We start from the raw sequence: 19,671 nt of genomic DNA on the forward strand, positions 1-19,671 counted from the left end.
TCACCCCTGCCGTCGCGCATGGCGCGCTACGGTATCCAGCCGGCTTCGTGCGGCTGATGTGACGACGTTGCTGGCGATCATCTGGATCGCCCCCCGCCGATTCCCTCGTGTATTTCAAGTCACTGGAGAATCGGATGTTGAAGGGTATTCACAATCACAACGCAAGGGCAACGGCGGCAGGCTTGCTCCTTGCGTTCACGGCAGGGCTGGCTTTCGCCCAGCCGCTGCCAGCGCTGCCGGGCAATGCCCAAAGCGGGGCGCAGACTGAAGCAACGGCTCCACTGAGCCTGCAAAAAGCCATCGCGCTGGCTTTGGAAGCCAATCTTGACCTGACCGTCGCTCAGCGGGAAGTCGAGGCCGTGCAAGGCCAGGTGCTTCAGGCGCAAGCGCGCCGCAACCCCGAACTGGCGTATGCGCTTGAAGACCAGCGCACGCAAACCCGCACCCAAAGCGCTCAGATCAACCTGCCCATCGAATTGGGCGGCAAGCGCGCTGCCCGCATCACGGCGGCAGAGCGTGGGCGTGACGTTGCGGTCGAGGAGTTGAACGCGCGTCGCGTCGAAATTCGCGCCGCCGTGGTCGCCGCCTTCTTCGATGCGCTGGCAGCCCAGGATCGCACGGCCTTGGCCCAGGACAGCGTTGACTTGGCCAGGAAAGCGACGGACGCCGTTGCCAAGCGCGTGATGGCGGGCAAGGTCTCTCCGGTCGAGGAAACCAAGGCCCGGGTGGCCGAGGCCGGCGTGCGGGTTGAACTGGCGCAGGCCCAAAGCGAACAGCGCAGCGCCCGCGCACGGCTGGCCAGCTTGCTGGGGGCCAGCCCGCCACAGTTCACCCAGGTGTCGGGCAGTGTGGATGATCTCCCGGTCGTCCCTTCGCTGGATGACATCCAGCAGCGCCTGTCGGCCTCGTCGGCATTGCGCCGGGCGCAGTTGGAAGTTGAACGCCGCAGGTCATTGGCTGACGTGGAGCGGAGCAAGCAAACGCCAGATGTCACGGTCAGCCTGGGCGTGAAGCGCCCGAACGAGCTTGCGCGCAATCAGTTGATGCTCGGCGTTTCCGTGCCGCTGCCTTTGTTTGACCGCAATCAGGGCAACTTGCTGGAAGCGTTGAAGCGTGAAGACAAGGCGCGGGACGAACTCCAGGCGTTGAACCTGCGCCTGAGCACGGAAGTGCTGCAAGCCCGCGAACGGCTGACGTTGGTTCGCGGCGAGATCGACGTGTTGCAGCGCGAGGTACTGCCTGGGGCCAAGAGCGCCTATGACGCGGCCACCGTGGGTTTTGGCTACGGAAAGTTCAATTTCCTGGAAGTGCTGGACGCACAGCGCACCTACTTCGCCGCCCAATCCCAATACCTCAAGGCACTGGCCGAAGCGCATCGCGCGGCGGCGGACATGGATCGCGTGATCGGCGCATCCGAACCCACGACCACCCCGCCCGCGAACAAGGAATGAACATGAAATTCGACACGAACAAACTGAACGTCGGCAAGAAGCAATGGATTGCCATCGCCGTGATCGCCGTTGTGGGCGTTGGACTGGGCGGCGCCATCCTCGGCGGCAAGACGGGCAAGAGCGCCGAAGGCGAGGGCCACAGCAGCCACGTTGAAGCCAAGGCCCACAGCGATGGTGAGCATCATGGCAAGACAAGCGATGCGCAGCACGAGGACGACAAGGGCCATGCGGATGGCGAGCACCATGAAGGGCCGGGCAAGGGGCCGCATGGCGGCAAGCTGTTCAATGAAGGGGATTTCGGATTGGAGGCATTGCTCGCCGAAGACGGCGGCGAGCCGCGCCTACGCATCTGGCTGTACGACAAGGGCAAGGCGCTGGCCGCCAGCGCCGCCAAGGTCAGCGCCACCGTTTCGCGTTTGACCGGCGAGAAGCAGGCGCTCAATTTCGCGCCCGACAAAGACAGTCTGCTGAGTCGCGAGACCGTGCCGGAGCCCCATGCGTTCGAGATCAACATCGTGGCACAAACGGCCAATGCGCCTTTCAGGTTCAGCTTCAGCCAGGAAGAGGGGAAAGTCGAACTCAGCGATGCGCAAATCAAGGCGGCATCCATCGGCATCGACACCGCAGGGGCTGCAAGCATCAAGTCTGCCCTGCAATTGCCGGGCGAGATCCGCCTGAACGAAGACCGCACCTCGCATGTCGTCCCGCGCATGGCGGGCGTGGTCGAGAGCGTGCAGGCCAGCTTGGGACAAACGGTCAAGAAGGGACAGGTGCTGGCGGTCATAACCAGCCCGACCGCCTCCGAGCAGCGCAGCGAATTGCAGACGGCGCAAAAGCGGCTGGCTTTGGCCAAGACCACCTTCGAGCGCGAGAAGCGGCTGTGGGAACAGAAGATTTCCGCCGAGCAGGATTACCTGCAAGCCGGGCAGGCATTGAACGAGGCGCAGGTCGCCGTGGCCAACGCGCAGCAGAAGCTGTCTGCCGTGGGCCTGGCCCCAGGGTCTTCGGGCGGGCTGAACCGCCTGGAGTTGCGCGCACCCTTCGATGGCGTGGTGATTGAAAAGCACCTCAGCCAGGGCGAAGCCGTCAAGGAAGACGCTGCCGTGTTCACTGTGTCTGACCTGGGCCAGGTCTGGGCGGAAATCAACGTGCCTGCCAAGGATTTGCCGCTCGTCCGAGTGGGCGAAAAAGTCAACATCAAGGCCACGGCCTTCGATGCCAGCGCGCAAGGCACCATCACTTTCGTGGGCGCGTTGATCGGCGAGCAGACCCGCACGGCCAAGGCCCGCGTGGTCTTGGCCAATCCGCAGGGCGCGTGGCGTCCCGGCCTGTTCGTCAATGTGGAAGTGACCGCATCCGAGGCCAACGTGCCCGTCACTGTGGCCAGCGATGCGATACAGAGCGTGGGCGACAAGCCCGTCGTCTTCGTCAAGGTGAATGACGGCTTCGTGGCCCAGCCCGTGCAGTTGGGCCGCAGCGACGGCAAGCGCGTCGAGGTGCTGCAAGGGCTCCAAGCCGGGGCAGCGTATGCGGCGGCAGGCAGTTTCGTCGTGAAGTCCGAACTCGGCAAAGCCTCTGCCGAACACACCCATTGATGCCGGAGCCACGTCCATGTTTGAAAAACTTATTCGCGCGGCCATCGAGCACCGATGGCTGGTGCTGCTGGCCGCCATCGGCATGGCCGCCATTGGCGTATTCAGCTATCAGAAGCTGCCCATCGACGCCGTTCCGGACATCACCAACGTCCAGGTGCAGATCAATACGCAGGCGCCGGGCTATTCGCCGCTGGAGGTCGAGCAACGGGTGACGTACCCGATTGAAACGGTGATGGCGGGCCTGCCCAACCTGGAGCAGACCCGCTCCCTGTCGCGCTATGGTCTGTCGCAAGTGACGGTGATCTTCAAGGACGGCACCGACATCTACTTCGCGCGCCAGTTGGTCAATGAGCGCATCCAGGAGGCACGCGACAAACTGCCCGCCGGCATCACGCCTGCACTGGGGCCGATTTCCACCGGCCTGGGCGAAATTTACCTGTGGACGGTCGAGGCCAAGGACGGTGCGAAGAAGCCCAACGGCACACCCTACACGGCCACCGACCTGCGCGAGATCCAGGACTGGATCATCAAGCCGCAGTTGCGCAACGTGCCCGGCGTGACGGAAATCAACTCGATCGGCGGCTATGCCAAGGAATACCAGATCGCGCCTATCCCCGCGCGTCTGGCTTCGTTGGGCGTCACCCTGCAAGACATCGTGACGGCGCTGGACCGCAACAACGGCAACGTGGGCGCGGGCTACATCGAAAAGCGCGGCGAGCAGTATCTGATCCGGGCGCCTGGGCAGGTCAAGACGCTGGAGGACATCGGCAACGTCATCCTCAGCAGCGCGGGCGGGGTGCCCATCCGCGTGCGCGACGTGGCGGACGTTGGGATGGGGCGCGAACTGCGCACCGGTGCCGCCACGGACAACGGCCGTGAAGTGGTGCTGGGCACGGTCTTCATGCTCATCGGCCAGAACAGTCGCACGGTGTCGCAGGCCGTGGACAAGAAAATGGTGGAGATCAACCGCAGCCTGCCCGAGGGCGTGCACGCGGTGACGGTCTACGACCGCACCGTGCTGGTGGACAAGGCCATCGCCACGGTGAAGAAGAACCTGCTGGAAGGCGCGATCCTGGTGATCGTCATCCTGTTTCTGTTCCTGGGCAACATCCGTGCGGCCATCATCACGGCGACGGTGATTCCCTTGTCGATGCTGTTCACCTTCACGGGCATGGTGCATTACAAGGTGAGCGCCAACCTGATGAGCCTGGGGGCGCTGGATTTCGGCATCATCATCGACGGGGCGGTGGTGATCGTCGAGAACTGCGTGCGCCGTCTGGCCCATGCGCAGGCGCACTTTGGCAGGCCCTTGACGCGGGCGGAACGCTTTCACGAGGTGTTCCTGGCATCCAAGGAATCGCGCCGCGCGCTGCTGTTCGGGCAGCTCATCATCATGGTGGTGTACCTGCCCATCTTTGCCCTGACGGGTGTGGAAGGGAAGATGTTCCACCCGATGGCGTTCACCGTGGTGGCCGCGCTGGTGGGGGCCATGATCCTGTCGGTGACTTTCATTCCGGCGGCGGTCGCCCTGTTCATCGGCCATCGGGTCAGCGAGACGGAAAACTTCTTGGTGGTGCAAGCCAAGCGCTGGTACGGCCCGTTGCTGGATCGCGTGATGGCGGCCAAGGCCGTGGTGTTGGCGGCAGCCGCCGTGGCGATTGTGCTGTGCGGCCTGATTGCCACCCGCATGGGCAGCGAGTTCGTGCCCAGCCTGAACGAGGGCGACTTCGCCATCCAGGCCCTGCGCATTCCGGGTACCAGCCTGACGCAATCGGTGGCGATGCAGCAGCAACTGGAAGCGACGCTGAAGGCCAAATTCCCTGAGATCGACCGCGTTTTTGCGCGCACTGGCACGGCGGAAATCGCCTCCGACCCGATGCCGCCGAACATTTCCGACGGCTACATCATGCTCAAGCCCCTGTCCGAGTGGCCCGAGCCGCGCAAGTCACGCGACGAATTGCTGGCGGCCATTCAGGAGACCGTGGGCAAGGTGCCGGGGAACAACTATGAGTTCTCGCAGCCGATCCAGTTGCGCTTCAACGAACTCATCTCGGGAGTGCGCAGTGATGTGGCAGTGAAGATTTTTGGCGACGACATGGATGTCTTGAACAAGACGGGTGAGGAAGTCTCATCCATGTTGCAGAAGATTCCTGGCGCGTCCGAGGTCAAGGTGGAGCAGACCACCGGCTTGCCCATGCTGACCGTGAACATCGACCGCCAGAAAGCCGCACGCTACGGGCTGAACGTAGCCGACATCCAGGACGTGGTGGCCACGGCCATCGGCGGGCGCGAGGCCGGCACCTTGTTTGAAGGCGACCGCCGTTTCGACATCCTGGTTCGCCTGCCGGAATCGTTGCGCAACGACCTGGAAAGCATGAAGCGCCTGCCGATTCCGCTGCCGCGCGCAACGGGTGGCACGGGTGGCGCCGAGGGCCGAACCAACTTCATCCAACTGGCCGAGGTGGCGAGCTTCGAGCTGGCGCCCGGCCCCAACCAGGTCAGCCGGGAAAACGGCAAGCGCCGCATCGTGGTCAGCGCCAACGTGCGCGGTCGTGACGTGGGCTCCTTCGTGGCCGACGCCGAGGCCGCGCTGGCGCAGGTCAAGATTCCCACGGGCTATTGGACGAGTTGGGGTGGCACGTTCGAGAACCTGCAATCCGCTACGCAGCGCTTGCAAATCGTCGTGCCGGTGTCGCTGCTGCTGGTCTTCGTGCTGCTGTTCGCCATGTTCGGCAACGTCAAGGACGGCTTGCTGGTCTTCACCGGCATTCCGTTCGCGCTGACCGGCGGCATCCTGGCGCTGTGGCTGCGCGACATTCCCCTGTCGATCTCCGCCGCCGTCGGCTTCATCGCGCTGTCGGGCGTCGCCGTGCTCAATGGCCTGGTGATGATTTCCTACATCCGCAGCCTGCGTGAGGCTGGAACGCCGCTGGACGAAGCCATCCGCGAGGGCGCGCTGACGCGCTTGCGGCCGGTGCTGATGACGGCCCTGGTGGCATCGCTGGGCTTCATCCCGATGGCCATTGCTACGGGCACCGGCGCGGAAGTACAGCGGCCGTTGGCCACCGTGGTGATTGGCGGCATCTTGTCTTCCACCATGCTGACGCTGCTGGTGTTGCCGATCCTGTACCGGCTGGCCCATCGCCCGGATGAGCAGGAAGAGGATGTCACGGCAGAGCCAGCACATGAGGGCGTAACCGCTTGAAAGGACAAACGATGAACGCCGTTACGGCACCACGACAGACTCCTTTAAGCTTTACAGGGACATCGACTCATGGAATTGCGTCACCTCCGGTACTTTCTGGCCGTTGCCGAAGAGCTTCACTTCGCCCGCGCTGCGGAGCGGTTGCATATCGAACAGTCACCACTGTCGCGCGCCATCAGGGAATTGGAAGAGGAATTGGGCGCGCAACTGTTCGTGCGTACCAGCCGCAGCACGCGCCTGACGCTGGCGGGCAAGCTGCTGATGGAGAACGCGCCTCGCGTGCTGCTGGCGCTGGACCAGGCGCGTGAGAGCGTGAAGGCGGCAGCCAATGGCTTTCACGGCCGGTTGCGCGTGGCGCTGTCCGACGGCATCACCCCCTCGCGCCTGCCGGCGCTGCTGGCGCGCTGCCGCGAGGAAGACCCGGAGATCGAGATCCGCCTGTTCGAGGTGCCGCTGGCCCAGCAACTCAGCGGCCTGCGTGACGATCTATACGACGCGGGCTTCTCGATGGCCGACGAGGTGGGCGACGGCATCATCATCGAACCCGCCTGGGAGGACGAGCTGATGGTGGCCATGCCCGCGCGCCATGAACTACTGGCCCACAGGCGGGTGCCGCTGGATGAAGTGCTGCAACATCCCCTGGTGTTGGGCGACCCGGCAGTTTGCGAAGGCCATGCCAAGCAGATCGACCGCATCCTGCGCAAGCAGGACCGAGAGCCCTTGATCGAACAGTACGTCGCCACGTTCGACGTGATGATGACTTTCGTGTCGGCCGGCCTGGCGCTGGGGCTCGCAGGCGCCGCGCACATCGCTTCCAGCCGCGAGCCGGGCGTGGTAGGCCGACCGCTCGCGGGAAAGTCGCCCATGCTCACCACCTATCTGCTGCGCCGCGACGCCGAGCCGTCGCAGGCGCTAGCCCGCTTTATCGAGCGGGTCGAAGCCCTGGGACCGGGAGACGCTTAGCCATTGGCCCCGTTTCACTTCGGAGGATTCAAGCCATGAACCTATCCAAGATCATCGCTATGTCGTCGCTAGCAGTTCTGCTGGTCGCCTGCGGCAAGTCTGAGCCGTCCAAGCCCGCCGCCGTGCCCAGCGTGGAGGAACTGGCTGCTGACCCCGTGCGTTTGCGAGAACTGCGCCAGCAGTGCAAGACGGATCGTCCGACGATGGGCGACGTGCTGTGCAACCGAGTGGCCGAGGCGACGAACCGGCGTTTCCTGGGTGACGGCAAGGTGCCTTATACGCCGCCGAAGGAACCGCCGAAGTTCTGATGGTCGGTTTGCCGCAACGCACCTGCGCGTGCCTGCGCCTTTTTGCGCGCTGCGCAGCAGCGCGCCCGTTGTGGCGGTCTTTCGCCCCAGTTCTTCCCTGCCGGAAACCATGCTTTTTGCGGCATCAACCTGCCGATAACGGTCTTTGACCGGCACGCCCAGCGGCACTGATCCTCACGAGGGCGGCACATGCCTGTGCCGCGATCGGAGGCTGGATGATGCAGGGAACGAACGTGCTGTTCGGTCAGATTGCCGTGGTGTTCGGCATCGTGATCGCTGGGGTGTGGAGCGCCACGCAATGGACAGCCGCCGCCCTGGGCTATCAGCTACGCCTTGGCTCGCCCTGGTTCGATTTCTTCGGTACGCCGGTCTATCACCCGTGGCGGCTGTTCGAGTGGTGGTTCGTCTTCGATGCCTATGCGCCGCGCGTGTTCGACACCGGCGGCGCCATCGCAGGCGGCAGCGGATTGCTGGCGGTGGTGGTCGCCATCGGCATGTCGATCTGGCGCTCGCGGCAATCGCGCCTGGTCACGACCTACGGCTCGGCCCGCTGGGCGAACGCGGATGACATTCGCAAGGCCGGCCTCACGCAGCCGACCGGCGTGTTCCTCGGCCAGCACGACCACCAGTACCTGCGCCATGAAGGCCCGGAACACATCCTGACCTTCGCGCCCACGCGCTCGGGCAAGGGCGTGGGCCTCGTGGTGCCGACGCTGCTTTCCTGGCCAGCTTCGGCCGTCATCCACGACATCAAAGGCGAGAACTGGCAGATCACCGCCGGTTGGCGCTCGCGCTTTTCGCATTGCTTGCTGTTCAACCCGACGGATAGCCAGTCAGCGGCCTACAACCCGCTGCTGGAAGTGCGGCGCGGCGTGCATGAAGTCCGCGACGTGCAGAACATCGCCGACATTCTGGTCGATCCCGAAGGGGCGTTAGAGAAACGCAATCATTGGGAGAAGACCAGCCATGCGCTGCTGGTCGGCGCGATTCTGCACGTGCTCTATGCCGGCGAGGACAAGACGCTGTGCGGCGTCGCCAACTTCCTGTCTGACCCGGCTTGCCCGTTCGAGCTGACGCTGCACCGGATGATGACGACCCTGCACCTGGGCGATCGCTCGCACCCGGTGGTGGCGTCGGCCGCGCGCGAAGTGCTCAACAAATCGGACAACGAGCGTTCCGGCGTGTTGAGCACCGCCATGTCGTTCCTCGGCCTGTACCGTGACCCCACGGTGGCCGAAGTCACATCGCGCTGCGACTGGCGCATCGCCGACCTGATCGCGGCCGAGCATCCGGTGTCGCTGTACCTGGTGGTGCCGCCTTCGGACATTTCGCGCACGAAGCCGCTCATTCGCCTGATCCTCAACCAGATCGGCCGGCGCCTCACCGAATCGCTCGATGGCTCCGATGGCATCGAGCGCCGTCACAAGCTGCTGCTGATGCTCGATGAGTTTCCGGCGCTGGGGCGCCTGGACTTCTTCGAGACGGCGCTGGCCTTCATGGCGGGCTACGGCATCCGCAGCTTTCTCATCGCGCAGTCGCTCAACCAGATCGACAAGGCGTATGGGCAGAACCATTCCATCCTCGACAACTGCCATGTGCGCGTGACGTTCGCCACGAACGACGAGCGCACCGCCAAGCGGATCTCCGAGACGCTGGGTACGGCCACCGAGCTGCGCGCCCAGCGCAACTACGCGGGCCACCGGCTTGCGCCGTGGCTGGGCCACCTGATGGTGTCGCGCCAGGAAACCGCGCGTCCGCTGCTGACGCCGGGTGAAGTCATGCAGCTTCCGCCCGACGAGGCCGTGGTGATGGTGTCCAGCGTGGCACCGATCAAGGCGAAGAAGCTGCGCTACTACGCGGACGCCAATTTCAAGCGCCGCGTGCTGCCGCCGCCTGTGCTTGCAGGCGGTCAGTACGCCGACGCGCCGCCGCTACGCCCGGACGACTGGAGCGGGCTGGCGATCCCCGCCGTGCCCGCCGCACCGGCCACGGCATCCGCCGATGGCCTGGGTTCCACGGATGAAGGCGGCCCGCGCCGTCAGCCTGAACTCTCCGAAACCGTCGCCTACGACCCCGAGCTGGCCGCGCCCGCAGCCGACCTCGGGTTGCTCGATGACGACGACGACTTGCCGCTTCCCCTTCCGCGCCAGCTTGATCCGGCCATGCAGCGCACGGCCCGGCTGGCTTCCCTCGACCCTGACGACGGAATCGACCTATGACCCAACACCGCCTCAACGTGTTCATCCAGCCTGAGCATGGCAAGCGGCTCGACGAACTGGCCGCCAAGAAAGGCGTATCCAAGTCCAGCATCGTCGCTGCCGCCTTGGCATCGTGGCTGTCGCCCGATGCCGCCGACCAGCGCGAAGCAGCAATTGCCAAGCGCCTGGATCGCTTGTCACGGCACGCCGAGCGCATGGAGCGCGACCTGAACATCCAGATCGAGACGCTGGCACTGTTCATCCGCTACTTCCTCACGGTGAGCACGCCCGTGCCCGAAGCGCATCAGGACGCAGCGCGCGCCCAGGGCAAGGCGCGCTTCGAGCAGTTCGTCGAACAACTCGGGCGGCATTTGCTGCGCGGTCGCAGTCTGGTGCGGGACGTGGTGGAAGAACTGCATCCAGACCCGGCACGCATGGACGACGCGCAGGAGCGCGCGTCATGAGCGCCGTTCCTTCCTTCACCGCCGTTTCCCTGGATCGCCGCATCCAGATGCTGCGCACGGCAATGGGGCCGCTGATCGCCGCCGCGCTGGAAGACCCCGACGTAGTGGAAGTCATGCTGAACCCGGATCGAACCTTGTGGATCGACCGGCTTTCGTCGGGTCGCGCACCGATGGGTGTGGAGCTGTCCGAGGCGGACGGTGAACGCATCATCCGCCTCGTCGCGGCCCACGTCGGCGCCGAGGTGCATCGCGGTCAGCCGCTCCTGACGGCGGAGCTGCCCGAGACGGGCGAGCGCTTCGAGGGCATCTTGCCGCCCGCCGCACCGGGGCCGGCCTTCGCCTTGCGCAAGCGCGCCTTTGGCGTGATCCCGCTGTCGCGCTACATCGAGGACGGAATGATGACCGCCGCGCAGGCGGGTCTGCTGGTGCGCGCCGTGCGCGAGCGCCAAAACATCCTGATCGCAGGTGGGACGAGCACCGGCAAGACCACCTTGGCCAATGCGCTACTGGCGGAGATCGCCGCCACGGGCGACCGCGTGCTGGTGCTCGAAGACACTGTGGAGCTGCAATGCGCGGCCCGCGACCATGTGCCGCTGCGCACACGCCAGGGCGTCGTGTCCATGACCGAGTTGGTGCGTTCGTCCATGCGCCTGCGCCCGGATCGCGTGGTCGTCGGCGAGGTACGCGGCGCCGAAGCGCTGGATCTCATCAAGGTGTGGGGTACAGGCCATCCGGGCGGCATTGCCACGATCCATGCCGGCTCCGCGCTGGGCGCGCTGCTGCGTTTGGAGCAACTGATCCTCGAAGTGGCGGTGAACCCGCCCCGTGCGTTGATCGCGGAAGCGGTCAATGTGGTCATCCACATCGCTGGGCGCGGGCGCAAGCGCCGCATCGAGAGCATCGCCCGCGTCATCGGCTTCGATGGCGTGGGCTACCACCTGGCGGATGCGCTTGAGGCTCCATTCCCGGAGCTGCTGCCGCAGTCCGACCTTTCCTCCCCGTCCCCTGACCACTCTGGAGAACTTCCATGACGCACGTTGATGCTTTCCGTATTTCCGCAAATCCGCTTCCTCGGCCCGCACGGCTGCATGGCTTGGCTCGCCCGGCCATTCAGGGCTTGATGCTCGCTGCCTTCATGCTGCTGCTCGCAGGTACTGCGCAGGCCGCCGGTTCTTCGATGCCCTGGGAAGGACCGCTGCAATCTATCCTCGAATCCATCCAGGGGCCGGTGGCGCGCATCGTCGCAGTCATCATCATCATCGCCACGGGCTTGGCGCTGGCCTTCGGCGATACCTCGGGCGGCTTCCGCAAGCTGATCCAGATCGTGTTTGGCCTGTCCATCGCGTTCGCCGCTTCGAGCTTCTTCCTGTCGTTCTTCAGCTTCTCCGGTGGGGCCGTCGTATGAACGGCCCGCACGATGGAATGCCCGGCTTCGAGGTGCCGCTACATCGGTCTCTGACCGAGCCGATCCTGATGGGCGGCGCTCCGCGCACCGTGGCCATCACCAACGGCACGCTGGCCGCCGCCGTGGGCCTGGGCCTGCAACTGTGGATTCCCGGCGTGGTGCTGTGGATCGCCGGCCATTCGCTGGCGGTGTGGGGTGCCCGAGTCGATCCGCAGTTCATGGCCGTGTTCGCGCGGCACATCAAGCACCGGCCGCTGCTGGACGTGTGAGGGAATGCCATGCTGAACCTTGCCGAATACCGCCAGCGGCCCGCGCTGCTGGCCGACTGGCTGCCTTGGGCTGGACTGGTTGCGCCGGGCGTCGTCCTGAACAAGGACGGCAGTTTCCAGCGCACGGCGCGCTTTCGTGGCCCCGACCTCGATAGCGCAACGCAGGGCGAGCTGATCGCCACGGCTGCGCGGTTGAACAACGCGCTGCGCCGGCTCGGTTCGGGCTGGGCGCTGTTCATCGAGGCCGAGCGCCGCGCCGCCGCCGACTATCCGCACTCGGAGTTTCCCGAGCCGCTTTCGTGGCTGGTGGACGAGGAACGCCGCGCTACGTTCGAGGACTCGGGCAACCACTTCGAGAGCGGCTACCACCTGACGCTGGTGTACCTGCCGCCCGAGGAATCGCGCGCCCGCGCGGCGGGGATGCTGTACGAGAACCGGCCCACCGAAGGCGTGGACTGGCGCGAGCGCCTGACGGCCTTCGTGGCGGAAACCGATCGCGTCTTCGACCTGCTCGATGGCGTGATGCCGGAAATCGCCTGGCTCGATGACGGCCAGACGCTGACCTATCTGCACTCGACCATCTCCACGCGGCGCTACCGCGTCAGCGTGCCCGAAGTGCCATTCCACATCGACGCGCTGCTGACGGATTCCGCACTGGTTGGCGGCCTGGCGCCCATGCTGGGCGACCAGCACCTGCGCGTGGTGTCGGTGCGGGGCTTCCCGACCTCGACCTGGCCGGGGATTCTGGACGACCTCACCCGCCTCGGCTTTGGCTATCGCTGGTCAACCCGGTTCCTCTGCATGGACAAAGCCGATGCGGAAAAGGAACTTTCCCGCCTGCGCCGCCAATGGTTCGCCAAGCGCAAGAACGTCATCGCGCTGCTGCGCGAAACCATCTTCCAGCAGGAAACCCCGCTGGTTGATACCGACGCCAGCAACAAATCGGCCGATGCAGACGCAGCGTTGCAGGAGCTGGGCAGCGACCAGGTGGCCTTCGGGTATGTCACCACCACGGTGACGGTGCTCGACGCCGACCCGGCAAAGGCCGACGAGAAGCTGCGCATGGTGGAACGGGTGATTCAAGGGCGTGGGTTCGTGACGATCCCCGAGACCTTGAACGCGGTGGAGGCGTGGCTGTCGTCGATTCCCGGCCACGCCTACGCGAACGTCCGCCAGCCCATCGTCTCGACGCTGAACTTGGCGCACCTGATGCCGGTGTCCGCCGTATGGGCCGGGCCGGAGAAAAACTCCCACCTCGACGGCCCGCCGCTGATCGTGACCCGCACCGAAGGCGCGACGCCATTCCGGCTGGTCACGCACATCGGCGACGTGGGCCACACGCTGGTGGCCGGGCCGACCGGCATGGGCAAGTCCGTCCTGCTCGCTACGCTGGCGATGCAGTTTCGGCGTTATCGCGGCTCACGCATCTTCGCCTTCGACATGGGGCGCTCGATGCGCGCCACGATCCTGGGCCTGGCCGGCGAGCACTACGACCTCGGGATGGATGGCGAGATTGCTTTCCAGCCGCTGGCCCGCATCGACCGTGAGGGCTACCGCACCTGGGCGGCCGAATGGATCGAAGGGCGCTTGCGGCACGAAGGTGTCGCGGTCGGCCCCGACGAGAAGGTTGCCATCTGGTCGGCGCTCGGCAGTCTCGCTGGTGCGCCCGTGGAGCAGCGCACGATGACGGGTCTGTCGGTGCTGCTGCAATCGAACTCGCTGCGGCAGGCGCTCGCGCCCTATGTGTTGGGTGGCGCGCACGGCAAGCTGCTGGACGCCGACCATGATCGGCTGGGCATGGCCGACGTGCAGTGCTTCGAGATGGAGGAGCTGATGCACAGCAAGGCCGCCGTCATGGCCGTGCTGCATTACCTCTTTGCGCGCTTCGATGAACGCTTTGACGGTGCGCCCACGCTGCTGATCCTCGATGAAGCGTGGCTGTTCCTCGATGACCCGGTGTTTGCGGCGCGCATTCGCCAGTGGCTCAAGACGCTGCGCAAGAAGAACGTCAGCGTCATCTTCGCCACGCAGAGCCTGGCCGACATCAAGGATTCGAGCATCGCGCCCGCGATCATCGAAAGCTGCGCGAGCCGCATCTTTCTGCCGAACCCGCAGGCGACCGAGCCGCAAATCCGAGCTATCTACGAAGGCTTCGGCCTCAACAGCCGCCAGATCGAGATCGTCGCTACCGGGCAGCCCAAGCGCGACTACTACTACCAATCCCGCCTCGGAAACCGCCTGTTCGACCTCGACTTGGGGCCGGCGGCGCTCGCCTTCGCGGGTGCGTCCACACCGCAAGACCAGCGCGACATCGACGCGGTGCTCGCCGCTTCATCCGCTGTCACCCCGTTTGCAGCCGCGTGGCTGCGCCATCGCGGCCTGCATTGGGCCGCCGACCTGCTTTCCACGTTCCCGTCCACCCACCTCCAGGAGAACCCATCATGAAAAGGCGTCTACTCGCCGCCGCCGTCGCGGCCATGCTTTGCACCGCCACTGCCCATGCGCAATGGGTCGTGATCGACCCTACGAACCTGATCCAGAACACGCTGACGGCCATCCAGACGCTGGAGCAGATCTACAACCAGATCAAGCAGCTTGAGAACGAGGCGCAGATGCTGCGTAACCAGGCGCGCAACCTGGCCAGCCTGCCGTCCAGCGTGGTCGGCCAGTTACGCGCCAACCTGGCGACCACCCAGCGGCTGATCGCCCAGGCCCGAGGCCTGGCTTATGACGTGACGAATCTGGATCGGGAGTTCCAGCGCCTGTATCCAGAGCAATACGCCGCCACGGTGAGCGGCAACCAGATGTACCGCGACGCGCAGGAACGCTGGAAGAACACGCTCAATGGCTTGCAGACCACCATGCAGATGCAGGCCCAGGCATCGCAGAACCTGAGCGATGACGAAAGCGTGCTGGCCGACCTCGTGGGCAAGAGCCAATCGGCCGTGGGTGCTTTGCAGGCCATGCAAGCCACCAACCAGCTTCTGGCCTTGCAGGCCAAGCAGTCCATCCAGACACAGCGCCTGAACATCACTCAGGATCGTGCCGCTTCGCTAGAGCTGGCGCGGCAGGCCGCCGCTGTGGAGCGGGGCCGCGAGGTGAACCGGCGCTTCTTGGGTGGAGGCACGCCGTACACGCCTCAGACCGTCGATTTTTATAGCCGCTGACGGGGTCGGGCCATGAACGACGTTTCGGTCATCGACCGTTTCCTCGATGTTTTCTCGCGCTACATCGACTCGGGGTTTGGGCTGTTGCACGGCGAGGTGGCGTTCCTCACGGCCACGCTGATCGTCATCGACATGACGCTCGCCGGGCTGTTCTGGGCAATGGGCCATGCCTCCGGCCAGGGCGAGGACGTGATCTCCAAATTGCTCCGCAAGGTGCTTTATGTCGGTGCCTTCGCCTACATCATCGGCAACTTCAACATGCTCGCCAGCGCGGTGTTCCGCTCGTTCGCGGGCCTGGGCCTGACGGCCAGCGGCTCGACCTTGAGCTTGGGCAACTTCTTGCAGCCGGGACGGCTCGCCAAGGTGGGCATCGACGCCGGGGCGCCCATTCTTGAGCAGATCAAGGAGATGGCGGGCTTCCCCGAGGTGTTCATCCACATCATGCCCATCGTCGTGCTGTTCTTCGCATGGATGGTGGTCATCGTCAGCTTCTTCGTGCTGGCGGTGCAGCTCTTCGTCACGCTGATCGAGTTCAAGCTGACCACGCTCGCGGGCTTCGTGCTGGTGCCGTTCGCCCTCTGGAACAAGACAGCGTTCCTGGCCGAGAAGGTCTTGGGCAACGTGGTGTCGTCGGGCATCAAGGTGCTGGTGCTTGCCGTGATCGTGGGCATCGGCTCAGGGCTGTTCTCCGAGTTCAACATACCGGCCGGCTCGGAGCCGTCGATCGACCGGGCATTGGTCATCATGCTGGCCTCGCTCGCGATGCTGGCCCTGGGCATCTTTGGGCCGGGCATCGCGACGGGCTTGGTATCGGGTGGGCCGCAGCTTGGCGCAGGCGCGATGGCTGGTGCCGCCATCGGCGCAGCCGGAACCGCTGTGGCGGTCGGTGCCGCGGCTGCGGGCGTCGGTAGTGCCGTGACGGCCGGAGCGCGCATGGCCCCCGCAGCCGCCCGCTCGATGACATCAACCGCCAGCATTGCCAGGTCGGCATATCAGGCGGGCTCCGCTTCGGCCGGTGGCGGCCTCAAGGGTGCCGCCGCTGGCGTAGGCAATGTCGCCAAGACTGGCGCGCGGGCGGCCGGGCAGAAGGTTGCCGACGGGGCGCGCTCGATGAAAGAGCGCATGGCGGCGGCTTTTGGGCCTGACGACGCGCAGGCATCCAGCGCTGCATCCGCCGGGCCTGACGCTGCTGGTTCATCTCCGCCCGTCGAGCAACCCGCCTGGGCCAAGCGCCTGCATCGCAGGCAGCAACTCACCCACGCCGCGACGACAGCCGCCCACACGCTGCGCGGGGGCGACGGCGGCAGCTCCAGCCAGGGGCCGAGCCTGCGCGATTCCGATTCCTGATCCTCAAGGAGAACACCCATGCAATTCAAACGACCGCAGGTGCGCTACGCCGACACGCCGCAGCCTGCCACCCCGTACCAAGCTGCCGGTCAGGTGTGGGACGACCGTATAGGCTCGCCGCGCGTGCAGGCGAGGAACTGGCGGCTGATGGCCTTCGGGTGCCTCACGCTCGCGCTGCTGATGGCCGGCGGCCTGGTGTGGCGCTCGGCGCAGTCCATCGTGACGCCCTATGTGGTGGAGGTGGACAACGCGGGCCAGGTGCGCACCGTGGGCGAAGCCGCCACGCCTTACCGGCCGAACGATGCGCAGACGGCGCACCACATCGCGCGTTTCGTGACGCTGGTGCGCTCGCTGTCCATCGACCCCATTGTCGTCCGCCAGAACTGGCTCGACGCCTACGACTACACCACCGACAAGGGCGCCGTGGCGCTCAACGACTACGCCCGCGTGAACGATCCGTTCGCGCGCATCGGCAAGGAGTCGGTGACGGTGCAGATCGCCAGCGTGACCCGTGCCAGCGACACGTCTTTCAACGTGCGCTGGACGGAACGGCGCTACGTCAACGGCGCCGCCGCAGGCACTGAACGCTGGAACGCCGTGATTTCCATCGTGCAGCAGACGCCACGCACCGAGGAACGCCTGCGCAAGAACCCTCTCGGCATTTACGTCAATGGCCTGTCGTGGAGCCGCGAACTGGATTCTTCCGAAGGAGCAAAACCATGAACCTGTCTTTCCGTATTTACGCTTCCGTGCTGACGCTTGTGGCCCTGGCGGCCTGCGCCACGCAGGGCAAGCCGCCGCCGTCCATCTCGCTCGATGAGCCGGTGCAGGCGCAGCCGCTACCGGAGCCGCCTGCGCCGGTGGAGGTGGTGGCCATGCCGCAAGTGCTGCCGATGCCGGCTCAGATGAAGCCTGTGCCGGATGCCAAGCCCGCCGCAGAACCCGCCGATGAAACCGTGCGCGTGTCCCGCGCCAATGCCGAAGCGCGCATTGCGCCGACGCGCGAGGGCTACGTCAACGCAATCCAGGTGTGGCCCTTCACGGACGGCGCGCTATATCAGGTCTATGCGGCCGTGGGCCGCGTGACGGTGATCGCGCTCCAGCCGGGCGAGGAACTGGTGACTGTCGCTGCTGGCGACACGGTGCGCTGGATCGTGGGCGACACGTCCAGCGGCAGCGGCGACGCCTTGCGCGTCAACGTGATGGTCAAGCCGATCCGCTCGGCCCTGAAGACCAATCTCGTCGTCACCACCAGCCGCAGGACGTACCTGCTGGAGCTGACCTCGACCGAGAAGACCTGGATGGCATCGGTGTCCTGGGAATATCCCAAGGACAGGATGCTGGCTTTGCAGCGCCAGGCGCAGGCAGCGAGCGCCGCCGCGCCGGTCGATAGCGGCCTGTCGCTGGAGAGGATCCGTTTCCGCTACGCGGTCAGCGGCAGCAATCCGCCATGGAAGCCGCTGCGCGCTTTCGATGATGGCGAGAAGGTCTACATCCAGTTTCCGCCGGGCATCGCCCAGGGCGAATTGCCGCCGCTGTTCGTGATTGGCGCGCAGGGCGACGGACAACTGGTGAACTACCGCTTCCGCTCGCCGTACTACATCGTTGATCGCCTGTTCGGCGCCGCCGAACTGCGCCTAGGCGGGGACAAGGGCGACGTGGTGCGGATCGAACGCACGGACGGAACGCGGAGGAACTGACCATGAGCCAGGACGATTCCCCTGACCTTGCGCCGCAAGCGGGCAAGGTCGCGCCCGAGGCGGTGGCGCTGCGCGCCCAGCCGCGCGCGGTCACGCGCCTGAACCGGCGCACGCTGGCCATGCTCACCGGCGGCCTGTCGGTCGCCGTGCTCGGGGCTACGATCTGGTCATTGCAGCCGCACCGGCGCGCGGGTGAGCAGACCGAGCTGTACAACGTCGATCGCGTGTCGAAGTCCGAAGGGCTGGATGGCTTGCCTTCGGATTACTCCAAGCTGCCAAAGGTGCCGGAGCTGGGGCCGCCGCTGCCGGGCGACCTTGGCCCGGCCATCGTGAAGTCGCAGCAGCCCGTGACGCCCACCTACGCGCCGCCGGGCCACGACCCGGAGGATGCACGGCGCAAGGAAGCTGAAGCGGCAGCAGCTTCCTCGGTGTTCTTCCGCTCGGGCACGCCTGGCAAGACCGCCGCGCCAGCGACTGCGCAAGTCGCTGCGGCTGGCCAAGCATCGGCCTTGGCGGGCTTCGACCCGCTCGCCGCCGGGCCGGCCTCGACGGCGGCCCAGCCTGCCGACCCAACCGCCACGCAGAACCGGCAAGACCAGAAAGAGGCGTTCCTGAAAGGCGGCTCTACGGAAACCCGCAATTCCGGGAATCTGAAAATGCCGTCCTCGTCGTATCAGGTCATGGCCGGGACGGTGATCGCGGGGGCGCTTGTGACAGGTATCAAGTCGGACTTGCCGGGCGACGTGATCGCCACGGTGACGGAGCCGGTCTATGACTCGGCCACGGGCAAGTTTCTTTTGATCCCGCAGGGGTCACGCATCCTGGGCAAATACAACAGCCAGGTCAGCTATGGGCAGAGCCGGGTTCAGGTGGTGTGGAACCGGGTCATCCTGCCTGACACGTCCTCGCTGACGCTCGACAACCTCGTGGGCACCGATCCGGCCGGCTATTCCGGCCTGGAAGACGGTGTGGACTACCACTGGAGCCGCATCGTCGCAGGCGCGGCGCTGACGACGCTGCTGGGCGTGGGCGCCGAGCTGGCTGCGCCGGAGAACCGGCAGGATGGCAACCGCATCGTGATCGCCGGGCGTGACAGCGCGCAGGACAGCATCAATCAGGTCGGGCAGGAGATGACCCGGCGCAACATGAACGTGCAGCCGACGCTGACGGCGCGGCCGGGCCTGCCGGTTCGGGTGATCGTGGCGCGCGACCTCGTGTTGCGTCCTTACCAACCCATGTTCTATCAGCTTGGAGGTGCACGATGAGTACCGCCCGAAAACTCCGTCTTGGCCCACTACCGTCCAGCGGCAGTACGAAGCTGACTTTCACCTGCCCGGCCAGCCTGAAAGCTGACCTCGATGCCTACGCCGCGCTGCACGCGCAGGCGTATGGCGAGGCGGTCGATGCGGTGACGCTGATCCCGCACATGCTGGAGGCGTTCATGGCGGGGGATCGGGGATTCAGGAAGGGAAGTGGGAACAAGGCCGCACCGCCGAAGCCGGGTTGACGATGCGGGCGCATCCAGCATCCGCTCACGATGAAAGCGCAGCCCGAGGGCTGCGCTTTCGCTTTGAGGTGGATTGCGACAAGCAGGGGCAT

General features: G+C 65.6%; 17 protein-coding genes. All 17 read left to right on the plus strand.

Annotated features, from left to right (window positions below; translation table 11 throughout):
- The first annotated feature begins 134 nt into the window (after positions 1 to 134).
- The 17 genes from AC2VLV_RS02375 to AC2VLV_RS02455 all read left to right on the plus strand — a co-directional run bounded on the left by AC2VLV_RS02375 (position 135) and on the right by AC2VLV_RS02455 (position 19,579).
- A complete protein-coding gene (locus tag AC2VLV_RS02375; protein WP_196995286.1) occupies positions 135 to 1,451 on the plus strand; it encodes a TolC family protein in 1,317 nt (438 codons plus the stop codon).
- 2 nt (positions 1,452 to 1,453) lie between these two features.
- Positions 1,454 to 3,046, plus strand: coding sequence for an efflux RND transporter periplasmic adaptor subunit (locus AC2VLV_RS02380; protein WP_304511170.1), 1,593 nt, complete (start codon positions 1,454 to 1,456; stop codon positions 3,044 to 3,046).
- Between the two features lie 16 nt (positions 3,047 to 3,062).
- Positions 3,063 to 6,251, plus strand: coding sequence for a CusA/CzcA family heavy metal efflux RND transporter (locus AC2VLV_RS02385; protein WP_486988462.1), 3,189 nt, complete (start codon positions 3,063 to 3,065; stop codon positions 6,249 to 6,251).
- Positions 6,252 to 6,320: 69 nt separating this feature from the next.
- Entirely contained in the window at positions 6,321 to 7,214 is an 894-nt protein-coding gene (locus AC2VLV_RS02390) for a LysR family transcriptional regulator (RefSeq protein WP_013517141.1), read from the plus strand.
- A gap of 35 nt (positions 7,215 to 7,249) precedes the next feature.
- A complete protein-coding gene (locus tag AC2VLV_RS02395) occupies positions 7,250 to 7,522 on the plus strand; it encodes an EexN family lipoprotein (protein WP_009523287.1) in 273 nt (90 codons plus the stop codon).
- A 218-nt stretch (positions 7,523 to 7,740) separates the two neighbouring features.
- Complete coding sequence (locus AC2VLV_RS02400) at positions 7,741 to 9,741, plus strand: conjugal transfer protein TraG (protein WP_041715981.1); 2,001 nt, start codon at positions 7,741 to 7,743, stop codon at positions 9,739 to 9,741.
- Positions 9,738 to 10,184: a CopG family transcriptional regulator gene (locus tag AC2VLV_RS02405; RefSeq protein WP_013517139.1), complete on the plus strand. Its 447-nt coding sequence runs from the start codon at positions 9,738 to 9,740 to the stop codon at positions 10,182 to 10,184. Before AC2VLV_RS02400 ends, AC2VLV_RS02405 begins: the two co-directional genes overlap by 4 nt.
- Positions 10,181 to 11,215: a P-type conjugative transfer ATPase TrbB gene (trbB, locus tag AC2VLV_RS02410; RefSeq protein WP_013517138.1), complete on the plus strand. Its 1,035-nt coding sequence runs from the start codon at positions 10,181 to 10,183 to the stop codon at positions 11,213 to 11,215. The genes AC2VLV_RS02405 and trbB overlap by 4 nt, the downstream gene beginning before the upstream one ends.
- Complete coding sequence (locus AC2VLV_RS02415) at positions 11,212 to 11,589, plus strand: TrbC/VirB2 family type IV secretion system protein (RefSeq protein WP_013517137.1); 378 nt, start codon at positions 11,212 to 11,214, stop codon at positions 11,587 to 11,589. Before trbB ends, AC2VLV_RS02415 begins: the two co-directional genes overlap by 4 nt.
- Positions 11,586 to 11,858, plus strand: a complete 273-nt coding sequence (locus AC2VLV_RS02420) for a VirB3 family type IV secretion system protein (protein WP_013517136.1) — start codon at positions 11,586 to 11,588, stop codon at positions 11,856 to 11,858. Before AC2VLV_RS02415 ends, AC2VLV_RS02420 begins: the two co-directional genes overlap by 4 nt.
- A gap of 9 nt (positions 11,859 to 11,867) precedes the next feature.
- Positions 11,868 to 14,303, plus strand: coding sequence for a conjugal transfer protein TrbE (gene trbE / locus AC2VLV_RS02425; RefSeq protein WP_059894160.1), 2,436 nt, complete (start codon positions 11,868 to 11,870; stop codon positions 14,301 to 14,303).
- Entirely contained in the window at positions 14,300 to 15,025 is a 726-nt protein-coding gene (gene trbJ / locus AC2VLV_RS02430) for a P-type conjugative transfer protein TrbJ (RefSeq protein WP_013517134.1), read from the plus strand. Before trbE ends, trbJ begins: the two co-directional genes overlap by 4 nt.
- 12 nt (positions 15,026 to 15,037) lie before the next feature.
- A complete protein-coding gene (gene trbL / locus AC2VLV_RS02435) occupies positions 15,038 to 16,372 on the plus strand; it encodes a P-type conjugative transfer protein TrbL (RefSeq protein WP_013517133.1) in 1,335 nt (444 codons plus the stop codon).
- Positions 16,373 to 16,390: 18 nt separating this feature from the next.
- The gene (gene trbF, locus AC2VLV_RS02440; protein WP_486988463.1) at positions 16,391 to 17,095 is read left to right on the plus strand and encodes a conjugal transfer protein TrbF; all 705 of its coding nucleotides are present in this window, start codon (positions 16,391 to 16,393) and stop codon (positions 17,093 to 17,095) included.
- Positions 17,092 to 18,072, plus strand: a complete 981-nt coding sequence (trbG, locus tag AC2VLV_RS02445; RefSeq protein WP_059401151.1) for a P-type conjugative transfer protein TrbG — start codon at positions 17,092 to 17,094, stop codon at positions 18,070 to 18,072. The genes trbF and trbG overlap by 4 nt, the downstream gene beginning before the upstream one ends.
- Before the next feature lie 2 nt (positions 18,073 to 18,074).
- Positions 18,075 to 19,337 (plus strand): TraB/TrbI/VirB10 family type IV secretion system protein, encoded by a 1,263-nt coding sequence (locus AC2VLV_RS02450; RefSeq protein ID WP_059401150.1) that lies wholly within the window; start codon positions 18,075 to 18,077, stop codon positions 19,335 to 19,337.
- Complete coding sequence (locus tag AC2VLV_RS02455) at positions 19,334 to 19,579, plus strand: DUF2274 domain-containing protein (protein WP_059401149.1); 246 nt, start codon at positions 19,334 to 19,336, stop codon at positions 19,577 to 19,579. Before AC2VLV_RS02450 ends, AC2VLV_RS02455 begins: the two co-directional genes overlap by 4 nt.
- The last annotated feature ends 92 nt before the right edge of the window (positions 19,580 to 19,671 follow it).

The sequence above is a fragment of the Thiomonas sp. TH-17 genome (assembly GCF_057473305.1).

Coding starts and splice junctions, on each gene's coding strand:
- trbL (WP_013517133.1), top strand. CDS start 15,038: ATGAACGACGTTTCGGTCATCGACCGTTTCCTCGATGTTTTCTCGCGC.
- AC2VLV_RS02400 (WP_041715981.1), top strand. CDS start 7,741: ATGCAGGGAACGAACGTGCTGTTCGGTCAGATTGCCGTGGTGTTCGGC.
- AC2VLV_RS02380 (WP_304511170.1), top strand. CDS start 1,454: ATGAAATTCGACACGAACAAACTGAACGTCGGCAAGAAGCAATGGATT.
- trbE (WP_059894160.1), top strand. CDS start 11,868: ATGCTGAACCTTGCCGAATACCGCCAGCGGCCCGCGCTGCTGGCCGAC.
- AC2VLV_RS02405 (WP_013517139.1), top strand. CDS start 9,738: ATGACCCAACACCGCCTCAACGTGTTCATCCAGCCTGAGCATGGCAAG.
- trbJ (WP_013517134.1), top strand. CDS start 14,300: ATGAAAAGGCGTCTACTCGCCGCCGCCGTCGCGGCCATGCTTTGCACC.
- AC2VLV_RS02415 (WP_013517137.1), top strand. CDS start 11,212: ATGACGCACGTTGATGCTTTCCGTATTTCCGCAAATCCGCTTCCTCGG.
- AC2VLV_RS02395 (WP_009523287.1), top strand. CDS start 7,250: ATGAACCTATCCAAGATCATCGCTATGTCGTCGCTAGCAGTTCTGCTG.
- trbG (WP_059401151.1), top strand. CDS start 17,092: ATGAACCTGTCTTTCCGTATTTACGCTTCCGTGCTGACGCTTGTGGCC.
- AC2VLV_RS02455 (WP_059401149.1), top strand. CDS start 19,334: ATGAGTACCGCCCGAAAACTCCGTCTTGGCCCACTACCGTCCAGCGGC.
- AC2VLV_RS02385 (WP_486988462.1), top strand. CDS start 3,063: ATGTTTGAAAAACTTATTCGCGCGGCCATCGAGCACCGATGGCTGGTG.
- trbB (WP_013517138.1), top strand. CDS start 10,181: ATGAGCGCCGTTCCTTCCTTCACCGCCGTTTCCCTGGATCGCCGCATC.
- AC2VLV_RS02450 (WP_059401150.1), top strand. CDS start 18,075: ATGAGCCAGGACGATTCCCCTGACCTTGCGCCGCAAGCGGGCAAGGTC.
- AC2VLV_RS02420 (WP_013517136.1), top strand. CDS start 11,586: ATGAACGGCCCGCACGATGGAATGCCCGGCTTCGAGGTGCCGCTACAT.
- AC2VLV_RS02375 (WP_196995286.1), top strand. CDS start 135: ATGTTGAAGGGTATTCACAATCACAACGCAAGGGCAACGGCGGCAGGC.
- AC2VLV_RS02390 (WP_013517141.1), top strand. CDS start 6,321: ATGGAATTGCGTCACCTCCGGTACTTTCTGGCCGTTGCCGAAGAGCTT.
- trbF (WP_486988463.1), top strand. CDS start 16,391: ATGCAATTCAAACGACCGCAGGTGCGCTACGCCGACACGCCGCAGCCT.